General features: G+C 54.1%; 23 protein-coding genes. 14 read left to right on the top strand and 9 right to left on the bottom strand.

All coding sequences use genetic code 11. The features are described from left to right. Positions 1-17: 17 nt before the first annotated feature. From IPM59_01060 to IPM59_01000, 13 genes are all read left to right on the top strand, one after another. Entirely contained in the window at positions 18-2,147 is a 2,130-nt protein-coding gene (locus IPM59_01060; protein ID MBK9214183.1) for a sodium-translocating pyrophosphatase, read from the top strand. A 121-nt stretch (positions 2,148-2,268) separates the two neighbouring features. Next, positions 2,269-2,604: a hypothetical protein gene (locus tag IPM59_01055; protein MBK9214182.1), complete on the top strand. Its 336-nt coding sequence runs from the start codon at positions 2,269-2,271 to the stop codon at positions 2,602-2,604. 35 nt (positions 2,605-2,639) lie between these two features. Further along, positions 2,640-3,461: a KilA-N domain-containing protein gene (locus tag IPM59_01050; protein ID MBK9214181.1), complete on the top strand. Its 822-nt coding sequence runs from the start codon at positions 2,640-2,642 to the stop codon at positions 3,459-3,461. 235 nt (positions 3,462-3,696) lie between these two features. Continuing rightward, the gene (locus tag IPM59_01045) at positions 3,697-5,256 is read left to right on the top strand and encodes a tetratricopeptide repeat protein (GenBank protein ID MBK9214180.1); all 1,560 of its coding nucleotides are present in this window, start codon (positions 3,697-3,699) and stop codon (positions 5,254-5,256) included. A 209-nt stretch (positions 5,257-5,465) separates the two neighbouring features. Continuing rightward, a complete protein-coding gene (locus IPM59_01040; protein ID MBK9214179.1) occupies positions 5,466-5,714 on the top strand; it encodes a hypothetical protein in 249 nt (82 codons plus the stop codon). After that, entirely contained in the window at positions 5,711-6,052 is a 342-nt protein-coding gene (locus IPM59_01035) for a type II toxin-antitoxin system PemK/MazF family toxin (GenBank protein ID MBK9214178.1), read from the top strand. Before IPM59_01040 ends, IPM59_01035 begins: the two co-directional genes overlap by 4 nt. After that, positions 6,049-7,833, top strand: coding sequence for a hypothetical protein (locus IPM59_01030; GenBank protein MBK9214177.1), 1,785 nt, complete (start codon positions 6,049-6,051; stop codon positions 7,831-7,833). Before IPM59_01035 ends, IPM59_01030 begins: the two co-directional genes overlap by 4 nt. 42 nt (positions 7,834-7,875) lie before the next feature. Then, positions 7,876-8,445, top strand: coding sequence for an ORF6N domain-containing protein (locus IPM59_01025; GenBank protein MBK9214176.1), 570 nt, complete (start codon positions 7,876-7,878; stop codon positions 8,443-8,445). Next, positions 8,442-10,214: a tetratricopeptide repeat protein gene (locus IPM59_01020; protein MBK9214175.1), complete on the top strand. Its 1,773-nt coding sequence runs from the start codon at positions 8,442-8,444 to the stop codon at positions 10,212-10,214. The genes IPM59_01025 and IPM59_01020 overlap by 4 nt, the downstream gene beginning before the upstream one ends. 185 nt (positions 10,215-10,399) lie before the next feature. Next, on the top strand, positions 10,400-10,687 hold the full coding sequence (locus IPM59_01015; protein MBK9214174.1) for a nucleotidyltransferase family protein: 288 nt from the start codon (positions 10,400-10,402) through the stop codon (positions 10,685-10,687). Then, positions 10,684-11,022 (top strand): DUF86 domain-containing protein, encoded by a 339-nt coding sequence (locus tag IPM59_01010; GenBank protein ID MBK9214173.1) that lies wholly within the window; start codon positions 10,684-10,686, stop codon positions 11,020-11,022. Before IPM59_01015 ends, IPM59_01010 begins: the two co-directional genes overlap by 4 nt. A 208-nt stretch (positions 11,023-11,230) precedes the next feature. Then, complete coding sequence (locus IPM59_01005) at positions 11,231-11,431, top strand: hypothetical protein (GenBank protein ID MBK9214172.1); 201 nt, start codon at positions 11,231-11,233, stop codon at positions 11,429-11,431. 34 nt (positions 11,432-11,465) lie between these two features. Then, positions 11,466-13,226, top strand: a complete 1,761-nt coding sequence (locus IPM59_01000; protein MBK9214171.1) for a tetratricopeptide repeat protein — start codon at positions 11,466-11,468, stop codon at positions 13,224-13,226. Between the two features lie 39 nt (positions 13,227-13,265). On the opposite strand, the gene IPM59_00995 is transcribed toward IPM59_01000, so the two are convergent. The 8 genes from IPM59_00995 to IPM59_00960 all read right to left on the bottom strand — a co-directional run bounded on the left by IPM59_00995 (position 13,266) and on the right by IPM59_00960 (position 21,036). Then, positions 13,266-13,730: a PIN domain-containing protein gene (locus tag IPM59_00995; protein MBK9214170.1), complete on the bottom strand. Its 465-nt coding sequence runs from the start codon at positions 13,728-13,730 to the stop codon at positions 13,266-13,268. Beyond that, a complete protein-coding gene (locus IPM59_00990) occupies positions 13,727-15,298 on the bottom strand; it encodes an aspartyl protease family protein (GenBank protein MBK9214169.1) in 1,572 nt (523 codons plus the stop codon). The genes IPM59_00995 and IPM59_00990 overlap by 4 nt, the downstream gene beginning before the upstream one ends. Positions 15,299-15,305: 7 nt before the next feature. Beyond that, positions 15,306-15,968: a hypothetical protein gene (locus tag IPM59_00985; protein MBK9214168.1), complete on the bottom strand. Its 663-nt coding sequence runs from the start codon at positions 15,966-15,968 to the stop codon at positions 15,306-15,308. Positions 15,969-16,043: 75 nt separating this feature from the next. Continuing rightward, a complete protein-coding gene (gene larA, locus IPM59_00980; protein MBK9214167.1) occupies positions 16,044-17,288 on the bottom strand; it encodes a nickel-dependent lactate racemase in 1,245 nt (414 codons plus the stop codon). Next, positions 17,288-18,136 (bottom strand): cation transporter, encoded by an 849-nt coding sequence (locus tag IPM59_00975; protein ID MBK9214166.1) that lies wholly within the window; start codon positions 18,134-18,136, stop codon positions 17,288-17,290. Before IPM59_00975 ends, larA begins: the two co-directional genes overlap by 1 nt. A gap of 98 nt (positions 18,137-18,234) precedes the next feature. Beyond that, entirely contained in the window at positions 18,235-19,467 is a 1,233-nt protein-coding gene (locus tag IPM59_00970; protein MBK9214165.1) for a FecR domain-containing protein, read from the bottom strand. After that, positions 19,454-20,524: a TerC family protein gene (locus IPM59_00965; protein MBK9214164.1), complete on the bottom strand. Its 1,071-nt coding sequence runs from the start codon at positions 20,522-20,524 to the stop codon at positions 19,454-19,456. Before IPM59_00965 ends, IPM59_00970 begins: the two co-directional genes overlap by 14 nt. Next, positions 20,521-21,036, bottom strand: coding sequence for a GAF domain-containing protein (locus IPM59_00960; protein MBK9214163.1), 516 nt, complete (start codon positions 21,034-21,036; stop codon positions 20,521-20,523). Before IPM59_00960 ends, IPM59_00965 begins: the two co-directional genes overlap by 4 nt. Between IPM59_00960 and crcB the strand changes: the two genes are divergently transcribed. Further along, a complete protein-coding gene (crcB, locus tag IPM59_00955) occupies positions 21,023-21,493 on the top strand; it encodes a fluoride efflux transporter CrcB (protein ID MBK9214162.1) in 471 nt (156 codons plus the stop codon). The genes IPM59_00960 and crcB overlap by 14 nt on opposite strands. Here the strand turns inward: crcB and IPM59_00950 are convergent. Further along, positions 21,476-22,615: a 5-(carboxyamino)imidazole ribonucleotide synthase gene (locus IPM59_00950; GenBank protein MBK9214161.1), complete on the bottom strand. Its 1,140-nt coding sequence runs from the start codon at positions 22,613-22,615 to the stop codon at positions 21,476-21,478. The two genes, crcB and IPM59_00950, sit on opposite strands and share 18 nt — an antisense overlap. Positions 22,616-22,644 lie beyond the last annotated feature (29 nt).

Genomic DNA, 22,644 nt, shown 5'->3' with positions numbered 1-22,644 from the left:
AGCTCAGTATCTAACATATGAACAGTTACGTTATTTATCTTGCGCCTGCATTTGGGATCATCGGCCTTCTGGTGATGGCTTATAAATCGGCATGGGTCGGCCGTCAGGACGCCGGCGAAAAGACGATGCAGGAGCTTGCCGGGCACATTGCGGATGGCGCGATGGCATTTCTCAAAGCCGAGTGGCGAGTGCTCAGCATTTTTGTCGTGATCACGGCGGCGTTGCTGGCATATTCGGGGACGATCCATGAGATCGGCGGGCGGCAGATACATTCGCATTGGGTGATCGCGGTCGCCTTTGTCATTGGTGCTGTGTTCTCTGCCACAGCCGGATTTATCGGCATGAAGGTCGCGACGAAGGCCAACGTCCGCACAACACAGGCCGCTCGCACAAGCCTGAAACAGGCGCTGAAGGTCTCATTCACCGGCGGAACGGTGATGGGCCTCGGCGTGGCGAGCCTCGCAGTGTTGGGCCTCGGCGGACTGTTCATTGTATTTATGGCGATGTTTGCGGGCCTTGGTGCAACACAGGTTTCGACCGCCATCGAGGTGCTGACGGGCTTTTCGCTGGGTGCGGAATCGATCGCGCTGTTCTCACGTGTCGGCGGCGGCATTTATACAAAGGCTGCTGACGTCGGTGCCGACCTTGTCGGCAAGGTCGAGGCGGGCATTCCTGAGGACGACGTTCGCAATCCGGCGACCATCGCAGATAACGTGGGCGACAACGTCGGTGACGTTGCGGGCATGGGCGCCGACCTTTTTGGTTCATATGTTGCGACGATCCTCGCAACGATGGTGCTGGGCCAGGAGATCAAGGCGGCTGACAGCCTGGGCGGCATGTCGCCGATCCTGCTGCCGATGATCATCTGCGGGCTCGGGCTGATCTTTTCCATCATAGGAACATTCTTCGTCAGGATCAGCGATGACAGATCTAGCGTCCAGAACGCCCTCAACATCGGCAACTGGTCCTCGATCATCCTCACGGTGATCGCGTCATACTTCGTCGTGATGTGGATGCTGCCCGAGACGATGACGTGGGCAAACTCGGCGCGAGGTGCGGGCTTTACACGCAACGGTGTTTTCGCGGCCATTGTGGTCGGCAGCGTCGTCGGAGCGATCATGAGCTTTGTCACTGAATATTACACGGCTATGGGCAAGAAGCCGGTGATGTCGATCGTGCAGCAATCATCGACCGGCCACGCAACAAACATCATCGGCGGCCTCTCGGTCGGGATGAAATCGACGGTCATTCCCGTCATTACGCTTGCCGGCGGGATCGTCGCGTCGTATTACTTTGCGGGGCTTTATGGCGTGGCGATCGCGGCGGCCGGTATGATGGCGACGACCGCGATGCAGTTGGCTATCGATGCGTTTGGGCCGATCGCCGACAACGCAGGCGGCATCGCCGAAATGAGTCAGCTTCCCGCCGAAGTTCGTGAGCGAACAGACATCCTTGACGCCGTCGGAAACACAACCGCTGCTACCGGAAAAGGCTTTGCTATCGCATCGGCCGCGCTGACGGCGTTGGCACTGTTTGCTGCTTTTGTCGGCATCGCGGGCATCGAACGTATCGATATTTATAAGGCCAATGTGCTCGCGGGCCTGTTTATCGGCGGGATGATACCGTTCATCTTCTCAGCACTGGCGATCCAGGCCGTGGGCCGTGCGGCAATGGACATGGTGCAGGAGGTGCGGCGGCAGTTTCGCGAGATACCGGGCATCATGGAATACGAGGCACAGCCTGAGTATGAAAAGTGCGTTGCGATATCGACCAAGGCGTCGATCCGCGAAATGATAATGCCCGGCGCCATCGCGCTGATCACGCCGGTCGTGGTTGGATTTACATTCGGCCCCGAGGTGCTCGGCGGACTGCTCGCGGGCGTTACGGTCTCTGGCGTGCTGATGGGCATCTTTCAGAACAACGCCGGCGGCGCTTGGGACAACGCCAAGAAATCATTCGAAAAAGGCGTCGAGATCAACGGCGAGACCGTCTTCAAAGGCTCGGAGCCCCACAAAGCTTCGGTTACCGGCGACACCGTCGGCGATCCTTTTAAGGACACATCAGGCCCATCGATGAACATCCTCATTAAACTGATGTCCATCGTCTCACTCATCATCGCGCCGTATATCTACGGCATCGGGCGATAGATCACGTAGAAGCTATTTAGAGAGAAGCCGCGGCTTTCCGCGGCTTTTTCTTTTGCTATAAAAGGTTGACTGCAAAGCAACAGACGAGCAAACTAACTTGAAACTCATCAACAAAACACCAATGAAACGCTGCCCTGAATGCAGGCGAGATTATATTGACGACAGTTTGCTTTACTGTCTCGAAGATGGAGTTGCGCTCGTGCAGGGTTCGGTGCCGTCACCCGACGAGCCGCAAACGGCGATCTTGTCAGAACCGCCTGCGTCAGCGGGCGGTCAGTTCGGTGATGAGCCTCAGACCGCTATTTTGCACTCGACCGAACCGCCGATCGAAGCAGCAACACGTGCGCAGATCCACACGACAGCGGCGGCGGAGCCGCAAAAGAGTATTAGTGAGACTTCGGAAAAGCGCAGCTTTTCCGCAATAGAGCGGTTTCGGAGAAGTCAGGTGCGAAGGTGAAGTGAACGGGAGAATCGTTTGATGCAGACGAGACTATGAAGAATCGGAAAATCGAGGTCAAAGGCACGGAAATCACCGTTTTTAATAGCGGCGAAAAGGACTACATCTCACTGACTGATATCGCGCGTCATCGTGACTCCGAAAGAAGTGACTACATTCTGCAAAATTGGTTGAGAAATCGCAGCACGATTGAATTCATTGGGTTGTGGGAACAGATTCATAATCCGGGTTTCAATTCCATCGAATTCGATGGGTTTAAAAATCTGGCAGGCTCAAACAGTTTTTCCCTCACGCCAAAACGGTGGATCGAAACGACCAACGCCATCGGCATCGTTTCAAAAGCAGGGCGCTACGGCGGAACATTCGCTCACAAGGATATCGCCTTTGAGTTTGCGTCATGGATCAGCGCGGAGTTCAAACTTTATTTGATCACTGAGTTCCAAAGATTAAAGGACGAAGAAAACGACCGCCTCAGTCTCGAATGGAATCTTCAGAGAACTCTTGCCAAGATCAACTATCGAATTCACACAGACGCGATCAAGGAGAACTTGATTCCGGCAGAGCTTTCCAAATCTCAGATAAATATTGTGTATGCCACTGAAGCCGATCTTCTGAACGTTGCTTTGTTTAGCAAAACGGCGAAGCAATGGCGAGACGAAAATCCTGACTTGCAGGGGAACATTAGAGATCACGCGACTATCGAACAGCTTGTTGTATTGTCTAATCTCGAAAGCATCAGCGCGATCTTGATCAGACATGATCTCCCTCAAAGTGTCCGTTTGAAACAACTCAACGCGATCGCGATAACGCAAATGACATCTTTGGTGAAGAGTTCAAGCGTCAAGAAACTGAAATAATATGAAACGATGTCCTGAATGTAGGAAGGATCGTATATGCCGCGTAGCGGCAAAATGAATTTAGCCGTGGGTTTTAACCCACAGATCATCGATAACGGATGTTCTCGTCGCGTAGCGACGATTGAAATGACGGGATATTTCATCCGTCGCTGACGCGACGCGGACAATTTCATTTAACATTCCGTGGGTTGAAACCCACGGCTAAACTCAGCCATCGCTACGCGATGAAACCAATATGAAACGCTGCCCTGAATGCAGAAAAGATTACGTTGATGACACGCTGCTCTATTGCCTCGACGACGGCACATCGCTCGTGCAGGGGACGGTGACGGACGAGCCGGCGACAGCGATATTGTCAAGGGCGTTCGACCCTTTGCTGGAAAAGCAGACCGCGGTCTTCGACTCGGCCGAGTCGCGTAAACGAGCGACAAATTCGATCGCTGTATTGCCGTTTACAAATGTAAGTGCTGATGCCGACAACGAATATTTTTGCGATGGTTTGTCCGAAGAGCTTCTGAACGCATTGGCACGGATCGAAGACCTTAAGGTCGCAGCCCGGACATCGACCTTTTTGTTCAAAGGAAAAGATATAAGGCTAAGCGAGATCGCCGACGCGTTGAACGTCAGCAAGGTTGTCGAAGGCAGCGTCAGGCGAGCCGGAGACCGATTGCGGATCAACGTGCAGCTCGTCAACGCAGCGGACGGTTATCAACTGTGGTCGGAGCGCTACGACCGCGATATGAAAGATATCTTTGACATTCAGGACGAGATCGCGGTGGCTGTGGTCGATGCCTTAAAAATAAAACTCCTCGGTGATGAGAAAACTTCTATGCTCAAGCACCACACTCAAAGCCCCGAGGCATACGAATACTACCTGCGAGGACTTTCACACTTTAACAAATGGACGCCTACAGATTTTGAGAAGGCAGTCGGGAACTTTGAGCGGGCGATCGCGATCGACCCTGAGTATGCATCGGCGTTCGCAGCAATGGCTGACGCTTATACGGAACTCTTGTTCTTTTCCTTCTCATCCGGCGATGCAAGGCAAAAGGCGAGAAAAGCCGCCGATAAGGCGTTGGCATTGGATGCGTCCCTCTCCGAGGCTCACAACTCATTGGCGCTTATCAAAATGTACTTCGACTGGGATTATCCTGCGGCCGAAGCCGAGTTCAAGCGGGCTATCGCCTTAAATCCCGGTAACGCATCGGTGCATATGTGGTATGGATGGTTTCTCGCACTGATGGGGCGATTTGACGAGAGCCTCGTCCAGTCGCGTCGGGGGCACGAACTCGACCCATTATCGCCGCCGAATAATAACGCGATCGGCGTCAGCCTTCACTGGGCAGGACAGACAGAACGGGCTATCGCCCAGTTTCTGGATGTACTTGAAATGAATCCGAAATATCCTGTCTCGCAAAGCTTTCTTGCCGAGGCATATGTCCAGGCGGGCGACCTCAACTCGGCGATGGAGACCATTGAGGAGACAAAACCCGAAGCAATGGACCCACAGGCACTCGCCGTCGCAGGCTACGTCTATGCAAGGGCCGGGAAGCGTGAGAAAGCGATTGGAATTCTTAACGAGTTTGAGCAGCGATCGACGCAGGGCAATGTTTCGGCCCTGAACTTTGCACAGATATACGCTTCGCTCGGTGATGATGAGCAGGCATTTGCCTGGCTCGACAAAGCGATTGAGGAGCAGGCGATCTGGCTGCCGTTCTTGAAGGTTGACGTGAAATTCGAGCCGCTCCGTTCCGATCCGCGATATCAGGCATTGCTTCGGCGTGTTGGATTTTAGGAATTGAATCTTATGAAACGCTGCCCTGAATGCCGACGAGATTATTACGACGACACGCTGCTTTAGGGACCTGCTGAAACGTATGAATCTGACGGAATGATCCATTTGATAAATTCGAATTCCTGATCTTATGTATCACTATATGTATGCAAATATGTTGACAGAATAGGCCACATAACTGTAACATCATGCCCTGAGATAAGAGAATTATGTCTAGTGTAAACGTCCGTATCAGCTCGAATAGCTATCAGATATTGAAGACTCTTTCCAAAGCCAAAGGTCAATCGATGCAATCGGTGATCGATCAGGCAATAGAAGACCTGCGCCGACGGAAGATGCTGGAAGCGACCAATTCAGCATTTTCTGCGCTAAAAGCCGATCAAGCAGCTTGGAGTGAAGAGTCAGACGAACGCAAGCTGTGGGAAAACACGCTTTTGGATGGAGTTGATAAAGAATGATTCAGGCATCGCGCGGCGAGATATGGCTCGTCAGCCTTGATCCGACGAAGGGACGCGAACAGGCCGGCATGCGCCCAGCCTTGATTATTTCGGTCGATCAATTTAATCACGGCTCCGCTGAACTAGTTATTGTGATTCCGATCACTTCAAAAGCGAAGGGCATCCCGCTTCATGTCGAAGTCCAGCCGCCTGAAGGTGGTTTGACAATGATGAGTTTTGTGAAGTGTGAAGATGTTCGCTCGATCTCAACATCACGGCTGGTACGACGCTTGGGAAAAGTCTCAAACCAAACTGTCGAGTTGGTCGAAGATCGTCTGAGAATACTTTTAGGACTATGAAACGATGCCCTGAGTGCAGGCGGGATTATTACGACGATACTCTGCTGTATTGTCTTGATGACGGCAATGCACTCCTCGAAGGCCCGGCGAGTGGCAAGTCGGAACCGCCTGCGTCAGCGGGCGGCCAGTTCGATGAGCCACAGACTGCCAAATTGCACTCGACGGACGCTCCGACTCGCGCACATATTAATACGACTGAACAGACAGCTATCCTTAACACCGGAGCGGAGGCGGAGCCTCAAGGGAGTCTAGGTGACCCCTTGGAAAAGCGTAGCTTTTCCGCAAATAGAGCGGCAAAGCCGCTATTGATCGCGCTTGCCACCGCTGTCATCGTGCTCGGCGGATTTTTTGGTTATCGATTTTTCACTCAGGCGAAACAGATCGAATCGATCGCTGTAATGCCGTTTGTGAATGAGAGCGGAAATGCCGACGTTGAATATCTGAGCGATGGAATGACTGAAACTTTGATCAGCAGTTTGTCGAACATTCCGAATTTGTCGGTCAAGGCAAGAAGCACGGTTTTTTATTACAAAGGCAAAGAGGCTTCGCCGAAGAAAATTGGTGAAGAATTAAAGGTGCAAGCTGTTTTATTGGGCAGAGTTTCCCAACGAGGAGATGATCTGAAATTGAGTTTGGAATTGGTCAATACCGAAACGCAGGATGTGATTTGGAGCGACACCTACAACCGCAAACAATCAGACCTCGTTTCATTGCAGAGCGAGATCGCCAAAACTGTTTCGGACAAACTTCGTTTGAAATTAACGGCGACCGAACAAGAGCGAGTCGGCAAGACCAACACGGCCAGTTCCGAAGCACAACAGCTTTACTTAAAAGGGCGGTTTCATTGGAACAAACGAAACACCGATGACTTTCAAAAAGCCAGAGAGTATTTCCAGCAAGCGATCGCTGCTGACCCGAACTTCGCACTCGCGTACGCGGGACTCGCCGATACGTTGGCTTTGATGCCCTATTACGGCAATTTCAGGCCAAGCGAATATATGCCGCTGGCAAAACAGGCGGCACAAAAAGCCCTCGAAATTGACCCGAATCTGGCGGAAGCACACGCTTCGCTCGGTCAGATCGTAACCAACTATGATTACGATCTTAAAGGTGCTGAGAGTGAACTAAAGAGAGCGGTCGAACTCGACCCAAAGTATCCATCTGCCTATCAATGGCTGTCCGAGGTTTATTTCTATCAGGACATTAGCGATAAGGCACTAACGGAAATAAACAAAGCGTTGGAACTTGACCCGTTGTCAATGATCATAAATAACAACAAGGGCAGAGTACTTGAATTTAGAGGAAAGTCTGACGAAGCAATTGTTCAGTTTAAGAAAACCATTGAGTTGTTTCCGGACGCTCAAGGTCCTCGCAATAACCTCTCCGACATTTATGAGGCCAATGGTATGTATTCGGAGTCCGTCGAGCAACGCCTTGTCCAGCTCAAGCTCATCGGCTCCAGCCCTGAAAACATCAAGGACCTCCAACTAGCTTTTGAAAAAGACGGTTATAAGGCTTTTGTGCAAAAGCAAATAGACATTCAACTGTATAGTCAGAGATCGAGTCTTGAGAAAGATAAAAATGCTTATCTGCCGGCCTTTCGAATTGCGGTCGACTATGCCCGTCTCGGGGACAAGGATAAAGCGTTTGAATACCTGAACAAAGCCTACGATCAACGCGAACCGCAGATCGCGGAACTCAAGATTCGACTTCCACTTAGTTCTCTGCGAGACGACCCGCGATTTAAGGATTTGGTCAAACGAGTCGGGATCCCGGAATGACGTCTAAGGTCGCAAATTGGGACCTTAGAACAAAATGAATTGATGAAAAAGCCTGATACAGAATTAGCTGTCATTCAAGAAATCGAAAACAAGATATTTGTTATTCGAGATCAGCGCGTAATGTTGGACAGCGATTTGGCTGAGGTCTATCAGGTCGAGACTCGCGTTCTTAAACAGGCAGTTAGGCGAAACAGACAACGCTTTCCCGAGGATTTTTTATTTGAGCTCTCAGAATCCGAGATAGCGGAGTTGGAACGTTCAAGATCACAATCTGTGACCTTGAACAAAACAGGATCGAAACGCGGTTCAAACATCAAATACGCCCCATTCGCGTTCACCGAACACGGTGCCGTAATGCTGGCTAGTGTGTTGAATAGTCAGACGGCAGTCGAGGCAAGCATTTTTGTTGTTCGGGCATTCGTGAAAATGCGGGCGATGCTCGAACTGTATCAGGAACTCGCCGACCGGGTCGAGGAACTCGAAAAAGTGACCGACTATCACGGGCAGAAATTCGGCGTCGTTTCGGGCTTGCTAAGCGAGATCATGCGCGACCCGAAGTACCTAAAACGCAAGATTGGCTTTCTTGAACCAAAGAAGAAGAGACAACGATGAAACGATGCCCGCAGTGCGGAAGAGATTATAACGACGATTCGATGAGCTTTTGTCTCGACGACGGCTCGGAGCTGCTCTTTGGCCCGGCGAGCGGGTCTGGTGCGGGCGATGAACCCGCGACGGCGATCTTGTCCGGGCCTGGAGTCCCGTCTTTAGGCGGCACTGCGTCCGAGTCGCCGACTATGGCTCAGGTTCATACAACCGAGCAGACGGCGATACTTCATACCGGAGCGGAGGCGGAGCCTCGGGAATCATTGGGCGGACTTTCGGAAACGCAGAGCTTTTCCGCAAATATAGCGGCGAAGCCGCTGTTGATCGCATTGAGTATCGCCGTGATCGTTCTCGGCGGATTTTTAGGTTATCGATATTTCTCTTCGGCGAATTCTAAGCAGATCAATTCGATCGCGGTCCTGCCTTTCGAGAACCGCAGCGGAAGTGCGGACACCGACTATCTTTCAGATGGCCTCGCCGACTCGCTTATCTATCGGCTGTCGCAGTTGCCGAATTTGAAGGTCAGCCCGACGAGTTCGGTGATGCGCTACAAGGGTGCGGCCGACGATACCGCAAAAGTCGCGAGCGAGCTTGGCGTCGATGCTGTGATGACCGGAAGGCTTTCGCAGGTCGGCGAGAGCCTGAACATCAGCGTTCAGTTGATCGATGTAAAGGGCGGCAAGGTTCTCTGGGCCGAGCAATACGACCGGAAGATGGCCGATCTGCTTGCAACGCAGCGAGAGATCGCAACGACCATCACGCAAAAGCTCGAACTTAAACTCGCTGGTAGTGAGACAAAAGGCATCACCAAAAAATACACCGACAGCAACGAAGCCTATCAGGCGTACTTGAAGGGACGAACTTACTGGAATCGACGGACGGCGGAGAACATTCGAAAGGCCATTGAGGAGTTCAAATTGGCGACTGACCGAGACCCAAACTTCGCGCTTGCTTACGCCGGTCTTGCCGACTGTTACGTTTTGTTGCCTGAGTACGCTGGAATTCCGTCGAGCGAATCGTTGCCGCAAGCGAAGGCTTACGCCGAGCGGGCTATTGCCATTGATGACCAGCTAGGAGAACCGCACGCAACCCTGGGAATTCTTTATGTCCAGCTGTGGCAATGGACAGAGGCCGAACGCGAATACAAACGGGCTATCGAGATCAATCCAAACTATGCAACGGCCTATCACTGGTACTCGATCCTCTTGAAGAACCAGGGAAGATATGAGGAATCGGCAAAGATCATAAGGCGGGCTGCGGAACTCGACCCGCTATCGCCTTCAATTGGTGTCAATATTTCGATGATGTACCAATTGCAGAACAACCACGACGAAGCCATAAAGAAATCGCTAAAGGTCATAGAACTCGCCCCAAATTACGGTCGGGGATACGAATATCTGGGGCTTTCGTACCTAAAAGTTGGGCGAAAAGAAGAGGCAGTTAAGGCGATGGAAAAGGCGGTGGAACTGACCAATAGACAGAATATCGTTCTAAGCGAATTCGGGTTTGTCCTTGGTGCGGTCGGAATGCGAGCCGAAGCGATGGCCGTTGCGAAAGAACTCGAAGATAAATATGTCCGAAAGACGACGGCAGCTAACGACGCAGCCGCTGTCTATTCCGGACTTGGCGAAAAAGATAAGGCATTCGAATGGCTGGAAAAAGACTTCCAAACGCGGGATAGCCGATTGAACGCGATTCGGTGGGAGAGCCGGTTCGAACCACTCCGCGACGACCCGCGATTTAAGGACCTGCTGAAACGAATGGGTCTGCCGGAATAGAGACAAAGAAAAGACGATCGAATATCTGAACAAAGCCTATGACGAGCGTGAACGGGATTTGCCCGAACTAAAGATAAATAAAACTTGGGACTTCGTGCGAGACGACCCGCAATCTAAGGAATTGGTCAGACGAGTCGGGATCCCGGAATAGGTTGTGTTAGATTATTGTCGGAGTTTGGCCCACGATGAATATTGAACAGATCTCAAAAAAGCGAGCAGAGATCGCTCAGATCGCGCGGCGGCATGGGGCGACTAATATTCGAGTATTCGGTTCGGTTGTGCGTGGCGAGGCCGATGGTAATAGTGATTTCGATTTTTTGGTCGATCTGGAACGCGGTCGCAGTTTGCTTGATCTGGGCGGGTTATTAATGGACTTACAGCAACTGTTGGGGCGTCCCGTCGATGTGGTCACGGAAAAGAGCCTGCGCCCCAGGATCCGTGAGCGGGTTTTGCGAGAGGCTCGCGCGATATGAGAGATGACCGTGAGAGGCTTCTCGATATTCTGGAGGCGATCGCACGCATCGAGAAATATACCGCTCATGGACGCCCGGTTTTTGATGAAAATGAACTGATCCAGACCTGGGTTCTGCACCACCTACAAATTATTGGCGAAGCCGTTCGTGCTTTGTCGCCGACAACCACATCGGAAGTTGAAGAGATCGAATGGCAAAAGATAGTCGGAATGAGAAACATTCTCGTTCACAACTATTTCAGTATCGATACTGATCTTGTATGGGCCGTGATCGAAAATGACCTGCAAGCTCTTAAGTCCAAGATCCAAGAGTTTATCAAAGAAAACCCTGAGTGAAGCGGGCGCAGGCGTTGTTGGCTGCTGGACGGTTCGAACGACTCCGCGACGACCCGCGGTTCAAGGATCTGGTAAAACGGATGAATCTGCCGGAATGAACTGTGTGTATGGAAAATAGCTCGCAACTTATTATCTACCAAACCGAGTCCGGCGAGACGAAGCCGGAGGTACGCTTGAGAATGAGACGGTTTGGCTGACGCAGAAGCTGATGGCGGAGCTGTTTCAGACGACTGGGCCGAATTTCAATATGCATCTCAAGAATGTATTTGAGGAAGGCGAACTCGATCGGGCGGCAACTATTAAGGATTTCTTAATAGTTCGAACTGAGGGTAATCGCAAAGTTTGCCGCAGTATTGAATGTTACATCAACGAACTCGAAAGCGATTTTGATTGGGCTGAAAAAACCTAGTAACTTCGCGCCGAAAAAAGGGAAAGAAGACCGAATGAAACGCTGCCCACATTGCGGACGTGAATATGACAACACGATGATGTTCTGTCTCGACGACGGAGCCGAGTTGCTCTACGGCCCAGCTGTGTCGGCGCCGGGTACGATAGCAACCGGGTCTCCCGCTGATGAGCCGGCTACGGCGATCTTGTCTGAACCGCCTGCCTCAGTGGGCGGCCAGTCCGTGGGCGAAAGTCCAACTCAGCCATATATCCACACCACAGCGGCGGCGGAGCCGCATGAATCATCGGGCGAGCCTTCGGAAAAGCAGAGCTTCTCCGCACATCGAGCGGCAAAGCCCTTGTTGGTGGTGGCAGTCCTTGTGGTACTCGGTCTCGGCGGATTCCTTGGTTATCGATATTTCAGCGCGGGCAGCAAACAGATCGAATCGATCGCAGTGATGCCATTTGTGAACGAGGGCGGCAATGCGGACGTCGAATATCTCTCGGATGGCATGACGGAAACGCTGATCAAGAGCCTTACAAATATTCCGGAGATGGACGTGAAGCCGAGGTCTGCGGTTTTTCGGTATAAAGGGAAAGACGTCGATCCGACGACGATAGGCAAAGAGTTAAATGTACAAGCGATACTAAACGGCCGCGTAACCCAACGGGGTGATCTTCTGACACTGAGCCTGGAACTGGTTGACGTTCAGAAAAATAGCGTCCTCTGGACCGAACAATACCAGCGGCGCCAATCGGATATAGTCTTATTGCAAGGCGAGATCGCAAAAGATATTTCGGCGAGACTGTCGCCGCGACTTACCAAGTCCGAAAGTACAAAGGTTTCCGAGCAGGCGACGACTGATCCTACCGCATACCAGGCATATCTCCGCGGTCGTTTCTATTTGAGCAAGCGCACCGGCGATAATATCAACAATGCGATTGAACAGTTTCAAATAGCAGTTGACAGGGATCCAAATTATGCTCTTGCGTTTGTAGGTCTTGCGGACTGCTATTCGATAGCGAAAGATTACGCAATTAATGCTCCATCGGATTCCTTGTCGCGAGCGGAAAGTTTTGCACAGCGTGCGATAGCCATCGACGGGAAAATGGCCGAACCGTACGCTACGCTTGGCAACGTCTATTACAACCGGTGGCAGTGGGCCGATTCCGAGGCGGCATTCAAACGGGCAATCGAACTCAATCCAAAATACGCAACGGCCTATCATTGGTACTCGGTTCTTCTCTTCGGATTGGGAAGGGACGACGAGGCGGCGGAAATGATATTTCGGGCGCAGGAGCTAGACCCATTGTCGAGCATCATAAATATGAATGTTGCTCAGGTTTATTTCCTGAGAAATGATCAAAAGGCAGCTATTGAGATCTGTAATAAGATCATTGATCGAGACCCTTCGATACCGGGCGGGCATTTCGCGATAGCGTGGTCGTACCTTAAGTCTGGACGAAAACAGGAAGCAGTCGCCGAATTTCAAAAAGCGGTGGATCTGAGCGGACGGAATTCCGCCTATCTTGCTACTCTCGGGGCGGCATTTGCCTTTTCTGGCCGCACTGCCGACGCTCAAGGATTGATCAAAGAGCTTGAGGAGCGATATGCAAAGAAGCAGGCGTATGGTAAGGACCTCGCGACCATCTATGCGGCCCTTGGCGATAAGGACAAGGCGTTCGAGTGGCTGGAAAAGGATTTCGTCACGCACGTTGGTTCTTTGGCGGACGTTCGATGGACCGCCGAGTTTGAGCCCCTTCGAGACGATCCGCGGACGAAAGACCTGTTAAGACGGATGAATCTGCCGGAATAGTTTGATATTAAACGGCTGAACCTTTCGGAGTACGGCGTTTCAAACCGGCGTGTGGACGAGAAATTCGGGTGTGACGATCGTTGGTGAGAAAAAGCCGGCGTCGGTGTTGAATCGGCGGAGGCGGGCTTGTTTTCGGACGTTGGCCAGGTGGCCGAAGTTCCAGGTTACGAGGTAATCGATCTTGTGGATCGATGCGACGGCATAATGGATGGCGTCGGCGATGTATTTGTTGCTGAAGATGCCGCGGTCGATATAGCCATCGGCGAGGATAGCGGATTCCTCGGTCAGGTCGAGGTGTTCGAGCGGTTCAACTAGATTTAGATAACCGGTGCGGTGCGGTTCGGGCAGGCGTTCGAGTTCGCGTTGAACAAGGATTGAGCTAAAGGCGCGGTATTCGGTTAGCTCATGCTCCCACCAACGGATCGTCAGATCGCGGCGTAACGGCTCGCTGTTGTCGAGATACGCTCCGACGACGGACGTTTCGAGATAGAGGCTGAGCTTCATTCGTTCTCACGCCTAACGTCGGCGAAGATCACTTTTGAATTCTTGAAGTCGAACGTCAGCCTGTAGTTCTTAAGGAAATTTCCGCCGAGGATGCCCGACTGTTCCCAGCCGGAGGCCTCGTTGATCAGGTCAAGGTCGAGCGCGACGGCCATTATGTCTGTTCGCGTATGGCTGCCAAACCGCACACTCGGCAGCAGATAGGTCGGAACGTCCTCCTTGACGCCGGCCGAGCCAAACACGCGCATCTTCTCGTCATTGATGAACGGCATTATGGTCTCGACGCCGGCGACGCGATCTGAAATGACCGACACGCTGGCGCCGGTATCGACTATGAAATTCAGCGGGCCTTCGAGGCCCTGCAAGCTCACCTCGCCGCTTAGAAAACCGCTCGATGTCAGCCGGAGCGGCAGAGAGAGTGCCTGGTCGTGATCAAATGTTCGCACGGCCTCAGCCTTTCGCGTTAGGGCAAAGGTCTGGTTTCCATAGTCGATTGTCGTGAGAAATTTTGAGATCAGGGCCAGGCCGATGTAGCCGTCGATGCTGTTGGCGTCATTATGAAATTCGCGCAGATAGATGGGGACATTCTCAAGTTCAACATCACCGATCTCGATCTCACGCAGGAGGCCGTAAACGATCTCAAACTTACCATTGCCACCGATGCCGCGTGCATAGCCGCCGCGGGTTATCGGCCGAACATTGATCCGCCGGGCCGTCTCGATGGACATGACGGAGATACCAGAGCCGGTATCGAGCACAAATCTTAGCGGCTCGTCGCGCCCATTCACACGGACCGGGATCACAGGGCGGTTACCGACCAATTCAAACGACACGGTCGTATTGTCTTTGCCCGTCGATGCATACAGCCCGCCGGCCCGGCCTAGATAGTTAAGGAATGCGATCAGGCCCTTAATACGTTCTCGCCGGTCAGCGTCGCTGATGTGTGCCACGCGAAGAAACTCTCGATAGTTGTCGGCTGCCCACTGATACTGCTCGGCGCGTGCCGTGACCTGTGCAAGGGCAAATAAGTAGTCCGGTTCATTAGGCTTTTGAAGGACGGCTTCGCGAAGATTCTCGATACTCTCGCCAATATCATTTTCGTAGAAGTCGAGCATTCCATATCCCGCCCAAGCGAGATGCTGCCGCCGGTCTAGCCGAATGGCCTTATTGAGGATCGGCCGCGCTTCGGCAAAACGGCCGGCGTAGAGCAGCGTGGTGCCGAGTACAGAAAAAGCCCGCGCATTCTCCAATTCGGCCTTGGCGATCGGGAACACAAGATCATAGGCTTCGATGAGGCGGCGTTGTTTAGCCAGTGTAAATGCAAGCTCAACCTTTGTTTCCGAACGGTCCGGGTCAAGTGCTTGGGCCTGCCGCAGGAGTTTCTCAGCCTCGCCGTACGAACCGATCCTGGTTAGCTTTGCGGCTTTGCGGATCAATGTTTTTACGCTGTCGCCGGATGTGGTTGCGGCCGCGAGGTTCACGCAGAGAGCGAAGAGCACGACAAGAAGCAGGACCGCCCACCCGTATCGTGGCGTTGGTATCGGCCTTGCATTATGTCCGCGGTTTTGCATTATTGCCTCATTTGAGGATAGAACCGGTCTTCATCGACCAAAGGACTAGATCGAGTTCATCAAAATCGATCTTCAGGCCCTCAGTCAGTTTGCGAAGCTTGGTCTCAATCATTAGATACTTTGAACGCGTGTTGGGTGGCTTTGGGTCGTTGATTATTTTTAGCTCGGCAAGGCAATTCAACACGTGTTTGTCGAGGATCGCGTAGCCGGAAAAGCCAATATTCCGCAGGTAGTGGCTTGCCTCCTTGTATCCGAGGCCCTTGATGCCCTTTTCGCGGACGAGCCAGTCGCGGCGTTCCAGGGCGCAGTCAAAGCCGTGCAGTTTCTTACGGAGCTGCATTCCGCAATGTTCTCGGAGGAATTCACGCGAGGCGACGACGTAGCGAGCACGTGCATTCGGATAGCGGTGAACGCCGCTGAGCCGGCCCGCCAACTCTGCCTGATCGCCTGTCATCAGCAAGGGCCTGACGGCCTCGAGGGCGTTCAATCCCATTCGAGCCGAACAGCCGCCCGTGAAGAAGCAATACACCATCTCGGCCCAAAGTTCGTTATCGTCACCACGTTTGCCGACGGCCGCAAACTCGGCGAGACGCTGCTTGATCTCGGTCCGGCGTGCACGATGCGTGTCCTTGATGCCGGTCAGGGTAATGGGTTCGACACTACGCTTCATCTCACGTAAATTTTGTTGCGCAGACCTTGAGGTGTCAATAGTGGGAACGGAGGCTGCCAGCTTGCGGTCCGGCAGTTAGCTTATCCGCAAGGTCGAGGCGGTCGGGATTATAAAACCCTTGCCTTCCGCCAGGGCGGCGATGTCATCGGTTTGGACCTTTCTGAGCCGCATTGCGGCGGCGGCCTCATCGGCAAGCGAAGTGACGATACGAATATCGAACCGCTCGGCTTTTTGCAGCAGGCTCCAGGCTGTTTGGCCGTTGACCTGGTATTTTTCACAAAGCCGGGCGGCGAGTTCGCGGCTATTGGCGGCTGAGAACCAATCGATCATGTCATCGCGGCCCAACCCGTCAGGGCACTCGGCGAGTAGAACGATCGTGCCGCCATCGGTGCAGGCGCGTGACGCGGCATCGAGGGCCTTGTGTGCCTGGATCATGTTGATATCGAAGGGCCGGCCGCCGCAACTCGCAATCACGAGATCGCGTTTCTCGGCGATTGCCACGGTATGCATACCGGCGTAGGCATCGCATGCGGCACGGTGCGAATCGATCCAATCGCCGCAGAATACCTCTGTCGCCTCGCCGGCGTCGTTGACTATCGTATTGATCGCGAAGCGAGGCGTTGCCATCGCGGCGGCCTCGACAAATGCTTCGTGCACAGCGTTACCGTCGAGCAGGCCGGTATCAACGCCCTCTCGTCTTGCCAGCGTTGAGCAGTCAAATGCGAGCTTATGCGTTTCCGCTATCGTGCGTGCCGAGGCGAGGCCCGGACACACGAGCTTTCGGCCGCCGGTAAAGCCCGCGAAGTAATGAAACGTCACGCCGCCGATGAGGACCACGTGATCATGCTCGACGAGAGCTCGGTTGAGCTCGACGGGAATCCCGCCTGATGTCTCGCCAATTCGGACAAGCTGCATCAGGTCGCGTGGGCCGTGATCGATGGTTTTGATGCGTTGATAGATGAACGGCGTTAGTATCTCGGCCTTTTCGTCCGAGCTGACCTTGCGATGGATGCCCGTGGCAAAAATGATCGTCATCTCGTGCGGAGCCGTCCCGTTTGCGATAAGGCGGCGAACGAGGAGGTTGATGATCTGCGCTGCCGCGGTCTGCCGCGTTGCGTCGGGCACGACGAGGAGGATGGTCTCGCCCGGCGCGATCAGGTCTTCCAGCGGTGCTGAGCTGATCGGGCGGTCGAGCCGGCCATTGATCTCTGCGTCAGAGAGCGACGCTCCGGCAGCGGGCGCAGCGAGGACATCGAATCGGGACTCGTCGAAGGTGAGAGGCAGCGTGCCACGACCGTATTTGAGATCGATGCCGGCCATCAGGCATTCTTTGGTTCAAAGCACTTGGTTCCTGTCTCACATACATATACAGCCTCGGCCTCGCGGTCGAGCGTCTCTATCTGGATAGTGAGATGGTCGATGCCGAAACGATCGTGAAGGCGCGTTCTGACAGCAGCGAGCAGGTCTGAATGGGCGACCGAGTCCGGATGGCTGATATGGGCAGACAGAGCATCGAGCCGGGATGAGATCGTCCATACGTGCAGATCGTGGACGCCGGCGACACCATCGGTCTCGAGAATGGTCCGCTCGACGGAGGCAAGATCGATATGGGCGGGCGTGCCCTCGAGCAGGACATTGACCGATTCCAGGATAAGCCGCCAGGCGCCGACGATGATTATCAGGCTGATGAGGATCGAGACCAGCGGATCGGCCCACAGCCAGCCGAAGCCTGCGATGGCGAGCCCGGCCGCGATCGCTGCGACCGAACCGAGCAGGTCGCCGACCACGTGGAGAAACGCGCCGCGCATATTCAGATCATGCTGATGCCCGGCGTGGAGCAGCCATGCGGCGATAATGTTGACGATAAGGCCGCCAACGGCGATCAACGCCAGCCGCGGGCCGTTGATATCGGGCGGGGCCGCCCAGCGGCCGATCGCCTCGTAGATGACCCAGATCGACAAGAGAGCAAGGGCGATGCCGTTGACAAAGGCCGCAAGTATCTCCAGCCGATAGTAGCCAAATGTCTTACGGGCTGTCGCAGGGCGCGACGCGAACCAGATCGCCCCGAGCGTCAGGCTCATTGCGGCGACGTCCGTGAGCATGTGGCCTGCGTCCGCGATCAGCGCCAGCGAATTTGTCAGCCAGCCGCCGATCGCCTCGGCCAGCATGTATACGAAAGTGAGAGCCAGCGCGAACTTGAGCCTCCGCGAGCGTGAGTCAGACAGTTGGTGGTCGTGATCGTGTGCGATATCGAGGCCTCCTTGTGTCAGTAACGCCGGAGGATGGCGCCGTTCCTGAGACTGATGATGAACCCCGAGCGATTGCCGCGGTCGTCGCCGATCTCAATAGCCGTCTCCACTGAGGGCGACGATATTTGGAGCCTGAATGTTCCGTCCGCACCGGCAAACGTATCACGGCCTGCCGCCCGGACGGCCATGCCCGGCTGGGTCCGGCCACTGAGCAGATAAACATTGCCGCCGACGCGCTCGACTCGAAGATCCGACGCCTCGATCGACATCCGTTCACCGGCGCGAACGATCATGAACTTCCACGCGTCGCTCCAGTTCGTGGTCTGGCCGGAGCGGCCCGTCGCCTTTACCCGCCAATAGTAATTCCCCGGCGTGAGCCCTGCGAGACGAAACTCGCGTGCCGTCATCCCGCTGCGGTCAACCATGATAGCGTCGGATGCGAATGTGGGTGACCGCGACACCTGAAGATAATAGTTTGCCGCCGGATTACGTTCGGGGTCCTGCCAATTAAAGGTCACACTTACGCCACCGCCCTGATCGACGATCTGTGCCGAGTTACCCGGCTGAATGGGCCGCGGCGGGGCCATTAGCCGCTCGCGGACCGAGAGCTTGCCGCCGCTGACGGATGCAAATTCGTTTTCGCTGATGGTGGTCTTCTCACCGCCGATCGTCGTTTCCACGCCGCCGCGGCTGATACGTATCTCGCCGCCTGTCTCATCGGCATTGAAGCTGGCGTCGGTCTTTGGCAGCAGTTTGTTCTCAGAATCGGCGACCTCGACGACGTTGTTCACATCCTGCGGCTGATCGTCTGTGCGGACATTTAACTGGCCATCGTCGAGCGTTACGCGCACATTCTTGCCGCCAAAAAGGCTGGTCGATGTCTTGACGACGACGGTGCTGTTCGGCCGCACCGAATAGGTCGAGCCGTCGATCATCTGGACGATACACCGGCCGTCAGATTGCGTCTGGATGGTGTCGCCCTCGGCGACGAATGTCTCCTGCTTGACGACGATCGTCTCGCGCGTTGCCGCCCGGGTTATCCTGACGTCGCCCTCGAACGATATGATCCGGGCAGCATCCTTGGGGACATTTGCCTGCTCGTCGGGAAGGAACCAGTTATTCCGCGAGGCGTATGAGAGCCCCCAAAGGATGCCCGCGCCGAGCAGGATGATCGCGATCAGCAGGTAAATACTACTGCGGCGGATATTCCACCAGTCAACGTAGAATTTGCGGTACTTATTCTCCTGCATCAGTGAGGGCTTGGTCGGCCTCGGCTTTCCGTGGCGGAAAGAGTATCGACAGCGCGATCGACAGGGCTATCGCACCGGCGACGACGCTGAGCGAGATGTTGATGACCGTCTGCTCGAATTCGTGAGCCAGGAACCGGCGCACGAGCGTTGCAAAGCTCGACTGATCGTTATCACCCAGCATCATTATCAAACCTTCGGCGGCCAACGGCAAGAGCATCTTTACGCCGATAAAGGTCAGCACGAACGCGAGGCCGTATTTGAGAAAGTGGAATCTGTCAGCAAGATCGGCGAGTAGAAAGAAGAACGTCCTCAGGCCGAGTATCGCAAAGATATTTGATGTGTACACGATGAAGCGGTCGGTCGTGATGCCAAATATCGCGGGGATCGAATCGACAGCGAAAACGAGGTCGGTGACCTCAACGGTTATCAGGACCAGAAGCAGGAGCGTTCCGGTCTTGACGCCGTCGTTTATGGTGAAGAACTTTTCGCCATCGTAATGCTTGCTGATACGAATGTATTTTGTCGCCAGTCGGACGATAGCACTCTCGTGCGGCTCAAAGTTGTCGTCCGTGTTCTGGAACATCTTGAGGCCCGTGTAAACGAGGAACGCCCCGAAAACATAGATGATCCAGTGAAAACGCTCGACCAATTCGGCGCCGGCGAAGATCATGATCATTCGCAATGCAAGGGCGCCCATTATTCCCCAGAAAAGCACCCGGTGCTGGTATTTTTTCGGGACCTTAAAGAACGTGAATATCAGCAGAAAAACAAACAGATTATCGACAGAGAGAGATAACTCGATCAGATAGCCCGTGAGGAACAGCTTGGCCTGCGACATCGCAACGGCCCAGTCGCCGGTATGATTGCCTACCTGAAAATAGACAAACGTATTGAATGCAAGTGCGAGCGAGACCCAAACTGCGGCCCAAGTGAACGTCTCTTTGCGCGTGGGGGCGTGTGCCTTTCGGTTGACGATGCCGATATCAACAAAAAGCGCGACGAGGACGACGGAAAAGAAAGTGATCCAAACCCAATATGGGTGTTCGATAGGTGTCATTCGTTCATCTGAGGGTGCGTGTGGCCCTCGATGACTCTCTCAATAGATCTGACTACACTGCCGAGACCGTCTGCATCCGTTTGGTCAAAATCGTTCTCGCGGTCGCTATCGACGTCGAGAACGCCCGCAACAGTCCTTTCAGCATTGAATATCGGCACGACGATCTCAGACCTCGATGCCGAACTACATGCGATGTGGCCGGGGAATTTGTCCACGTCGGGGACGATCACGGTCTCGGCGGTTTGCCAGGCATGGCCGCAGACGCCCTCGCCGCGTTTGATCCGCGTACAGGCGAGGGGCCCCTGGAACGGGCCGAGGACAAGCTCGTCGCCTTTTACGAGATAGAAGCCGACCCAGAAGAAGCCGAGCGACTCTTTGAGTAGTGCTGCAATATTCGCGAGATTTGCGATCACGTCCGATTCACCCGCGATCAGAGACTCGATCTGCGGCGTGATCTCGCCGTAAACTGTCGCGCGTTTGGCGTTTCGCGAGAATGCAATGGCTTCGGCCATAAAGTTTGAGTTTATCTTGCTGCTAAAAGCCGCGCAAATGATTCGCCTCGAACCAAAGTGCTATCATCGCGATATGGATACGGTGATACAGATCGCCGCCGTTGCCGCCGGCGGGGCATCAGGCGCGGTTGCTCGTTACTTGGTCAATATCTCTCCGCTTGCCACGCTGTTCGACAAATTTCCGCTACCGACCTTCGTCATCAATGTCGTCGGGTCGTTTCTTATCGGATTTGTGGTAACGGTTGCATCCGGGCGAATCGATATAAGCGAGAATGTGACCTTGGCGATCATCGTCGGCTTTATCGGTGCGTTTACCACGTTTTCGACGTTCGAGATGGAGATCTACGGCCTGGTCCGTGAAGGGGCACTTTTGACGGCGTTCCTTTATCTGTTTCTCAGTGTTTTCCTGGGGTTTGTCGGCGTGCTTGGCGGTGTCGGGCTAGGGCGAAGTTTCTAAGCGAGACCGTGCTTCTACTACAGTCTCGGCAGCAGCCCGCGCGTCTTTGGCTGTAGCTATTAGGTGGCCCATCTTCCGGCCGGCACGCGGGTCGATCTTGCCGTAGAGATGAAGCTTCACGTTTGGATCGGTCAACGCGGCGGCCCAGTTCGGTTCGCCATGTGCCCAGAGGTCGCCGAGAAGATTTGCCATCGCGGTCGGACGAAAGTACTCGGTTGAGCCGAGCGGCAGGCCGCAGACGGCTCGGACCTGCTGCTCGAATTGTGACGTCACACAAGCGTCAAAGGTCAAATGGCCCGAATTGTGCGGCCGCGGAGCGATCTCATTGACCAGAAGCCGCTGATCTGAGGTGAGAAAGAACTCGATACACAACGTGCCGACGTATCTCATTGTATCGGCAATGTTTCTGGCGATCTCAACCGCTTGTAATGCCGCTTGTTCTGTGACCTCGGCCGGTGCGAATGAGATGTCGAGGATGTGGTTTCTATGTTCATTTTCGATCACACCGTAATGAACGAATGTTCCCGCCTGATCGCGAGCGCATACGACCGAGACCTCTTTTGCGAAATCGACATACGCTTCGAGCACGGCGTCGCTGCCGCCGAGCGAGGCAAACGCGGCTTCGATATCATCCGGCGCCCTGAGCTTGGCCTGTCCTTTGCCGTCATAGCCAAAACCTGCCGTTTTTAGGACGCACGGAAACCCGACATCGTCGGTCGCCCGATACAGACCATCGGCCGAAATAATATGACGGAACGACGCTACGGGAATACCCTGCTCGGCAAGGAACATCTTCTCTCGCAGGCGGTTCTGGGTCGTGTGAAGTATCTCGCCTCGCGGGTGCACCGCGACGAATTCGTTGGCCGCCTCGACACAGGCGGCGGGCACGTTCTCAAACTCGAACGTGATCACATCGACGCTTTGGGCAAACGCCCGAACCTGATCGATGTCGTCATACGATGCTGTTGTCTCAAGGTCCGCGACCTGGCCGGTCGGGGTGTCGCTGTCGGGCGAGAACGTGTGGACACGATAGCCCATCTTGCGGGCCTCGATGGCGAACATTCGCCCCAATTGGCCGCTGCCAAAAACACCGATAGTTGATCCTGGAGGTATCGTTGTCACAAAAGAATGAGCTAAGCCGGTAAGAATAG

The sequence above is a fragment of the Chloracidobacterium sp. genome (genome assembly GCA_016715795.1).
Lineage (GTDB): Bacteria > Acidobacteriota > Blastocatellia > Pyrinomonadales > Pyrinomonadaceae > OLB17.
The sequence above is the reverse complement of the archived record's forward strand: the minus strand, read 5'-3'. Positions and strand labels throughout refer to the sequence as shown.

Excerpts from the sequence above, each read along its gene's own strand:
- IPM59_01000 (MBK9214171.1), top strand. The coding sequence starts at position 11,466 with ATGAAACGCTGCCCACATTGCGGACGTGAATATGACAACACGATGATG.
- IPM59_00990 (MBK9214169.1), bottom strand. The coding sequence starts at position 15,298 with ATGCAAAACCGCGGACATAATGCAAGGCCGATACCAACGCCACGATAC.
- IPM59_01025 (MBK9214176.1), top strand. The coding sequence starts at position 7,876 with ATGAAAAAGCCTGATACAGAATTAGCTGTCATTCAAGAAATCGAAAAC.
- IPM59_01030 (MBK9214177.1), top strand. The coding sequence starts at position 6,049 with ATGAAACGATGCCCTGAGTGCAGGCGGGATTATTACGACGATACTCTG.
- IPM59_00960 (MBK9214163.1), bottom strand. The coding sequence starts at position 21,036 with ATGGCCGAAGCCATTGCATTCTCGCGAAACGCCAAACGCGCGACAGTT.
- IPM59_00965 (MBK9214164.1), bottom strand. The coding sequence starts at position 20,524 with ATGACACCTATCGAACACCCATATTGGGTTTGGATCACTTTCTTTTCC.
- IPM59_01005 (MBK9214172.1), top strand. The coding sequence starts at position 11,231 with ATGGCGGAGCTGTTTCAGACGACTGGGCCGAATTTCAATATGCATCTC.
- crcB (MBK9214162.1), top strand. The coding sequence starts at position 21,023 with ATGGCTTCGGCCATAAAGTTTGAGTTTATCTTGCTGCTAAAAGCCGCG.
- IPM59_01060 (MBK9214183.1), top strand. The coding sequence starts at position 18 with ATGAACAGTTACGTTATTTATCTTGCGCCTGCATTTGGGATCATCGGC.
- larA (MBK9214167.1), bottom strand. The coding sequence starts at position 17,288 with ATGGCCGGCATCGATCTCAAATACGGTCGTGGCACGCTGCCTCTCACC.
- IPM59_01055 (MBK9214182.1), top strand. The coding sequence starts at position 2,269 with ATGAAACGCTGCCCTGAATGCAGGCGAGATTATATTGACGACAGTTTG.
- IPM59_00975 (MBK9214166.1), bottom strand. The coding sequence starts at position 18,136 with ATGCTGGCCGAGGCGATCGGCGGCTGGCTGACAAATTCGCTGGCGCTG.
- IPM59_01050 (MBK9214181.1), top strand. The coding sequence starts at position 2,640 with ATGAAGAATCGGAAAATCGAGGTCAAAGGCACGGAAATCACCGTTTTT.
- IPM59_01040 (MBK9214179.1), top strand. The coding sequence starts at position 5,466 with ATGTCTAGTGTAAACGTCCGTATCAGCTCGAATAGCTATCAGATATTG.
- IPM59_01035 (MBK9214178.1), top strand. The coding sequence starts at position 5,711 with ATGATTCAGGCATCGCGCGGCGAGATATGGCTCGTCAGCCTTGATCCG.
- IPM59_01020 (MBK9214175.1), top strand. The coding sequence starts at position 8,442 with ATGAAACGATGCCCGCAGTGCGGAAGAGATTATAACGACGATTCGATG.
- IPM59_01015 (MBK9214174.1), top strand. The coding sequence starts at position 10,400 with ATGAATATTGAACAGATCTCAAAAAAGCGAGCAGAGATCGCTCAGATC.
- IPM59_00970 (MBK9214165.1), bottom strand. The coding sequence starts at position 19,467 with ATGCAGGAGAATAAGTACCGCAAATTCTACGTTGACTGGTGGAATATC.
- IPM59_00995 (MBK9214170.1), bottom strand. The coding sequence starts at position 13,730 with ATGAAGCTCAGCCTCTATCTCGAAACGTCCGTCGTCGGAGCGTATCTC.
- IPM59_00985 (MBK9214168.1), bottom strand. The coding sequence starts at position 15,968 with ATGAAGCGTAGTGTCGAACCCATTACCCTGACCGGCATCAAGGACACG.
- IPM59_01045 (MBK9214180.1), top strand. The coding sequence starts at position 3,697 with ATGAAACGCTGCCCTGAATGCAGAAAAGATTACGTTGATGACACGCTG.
- IPM59_01010 (MBK9214173.1), top strand. The coding sequence starts at position 10,684 with ATGAGAGATGACCGTGAGAGGCTTCTCGATATTCTGGAGGCGATCGCA.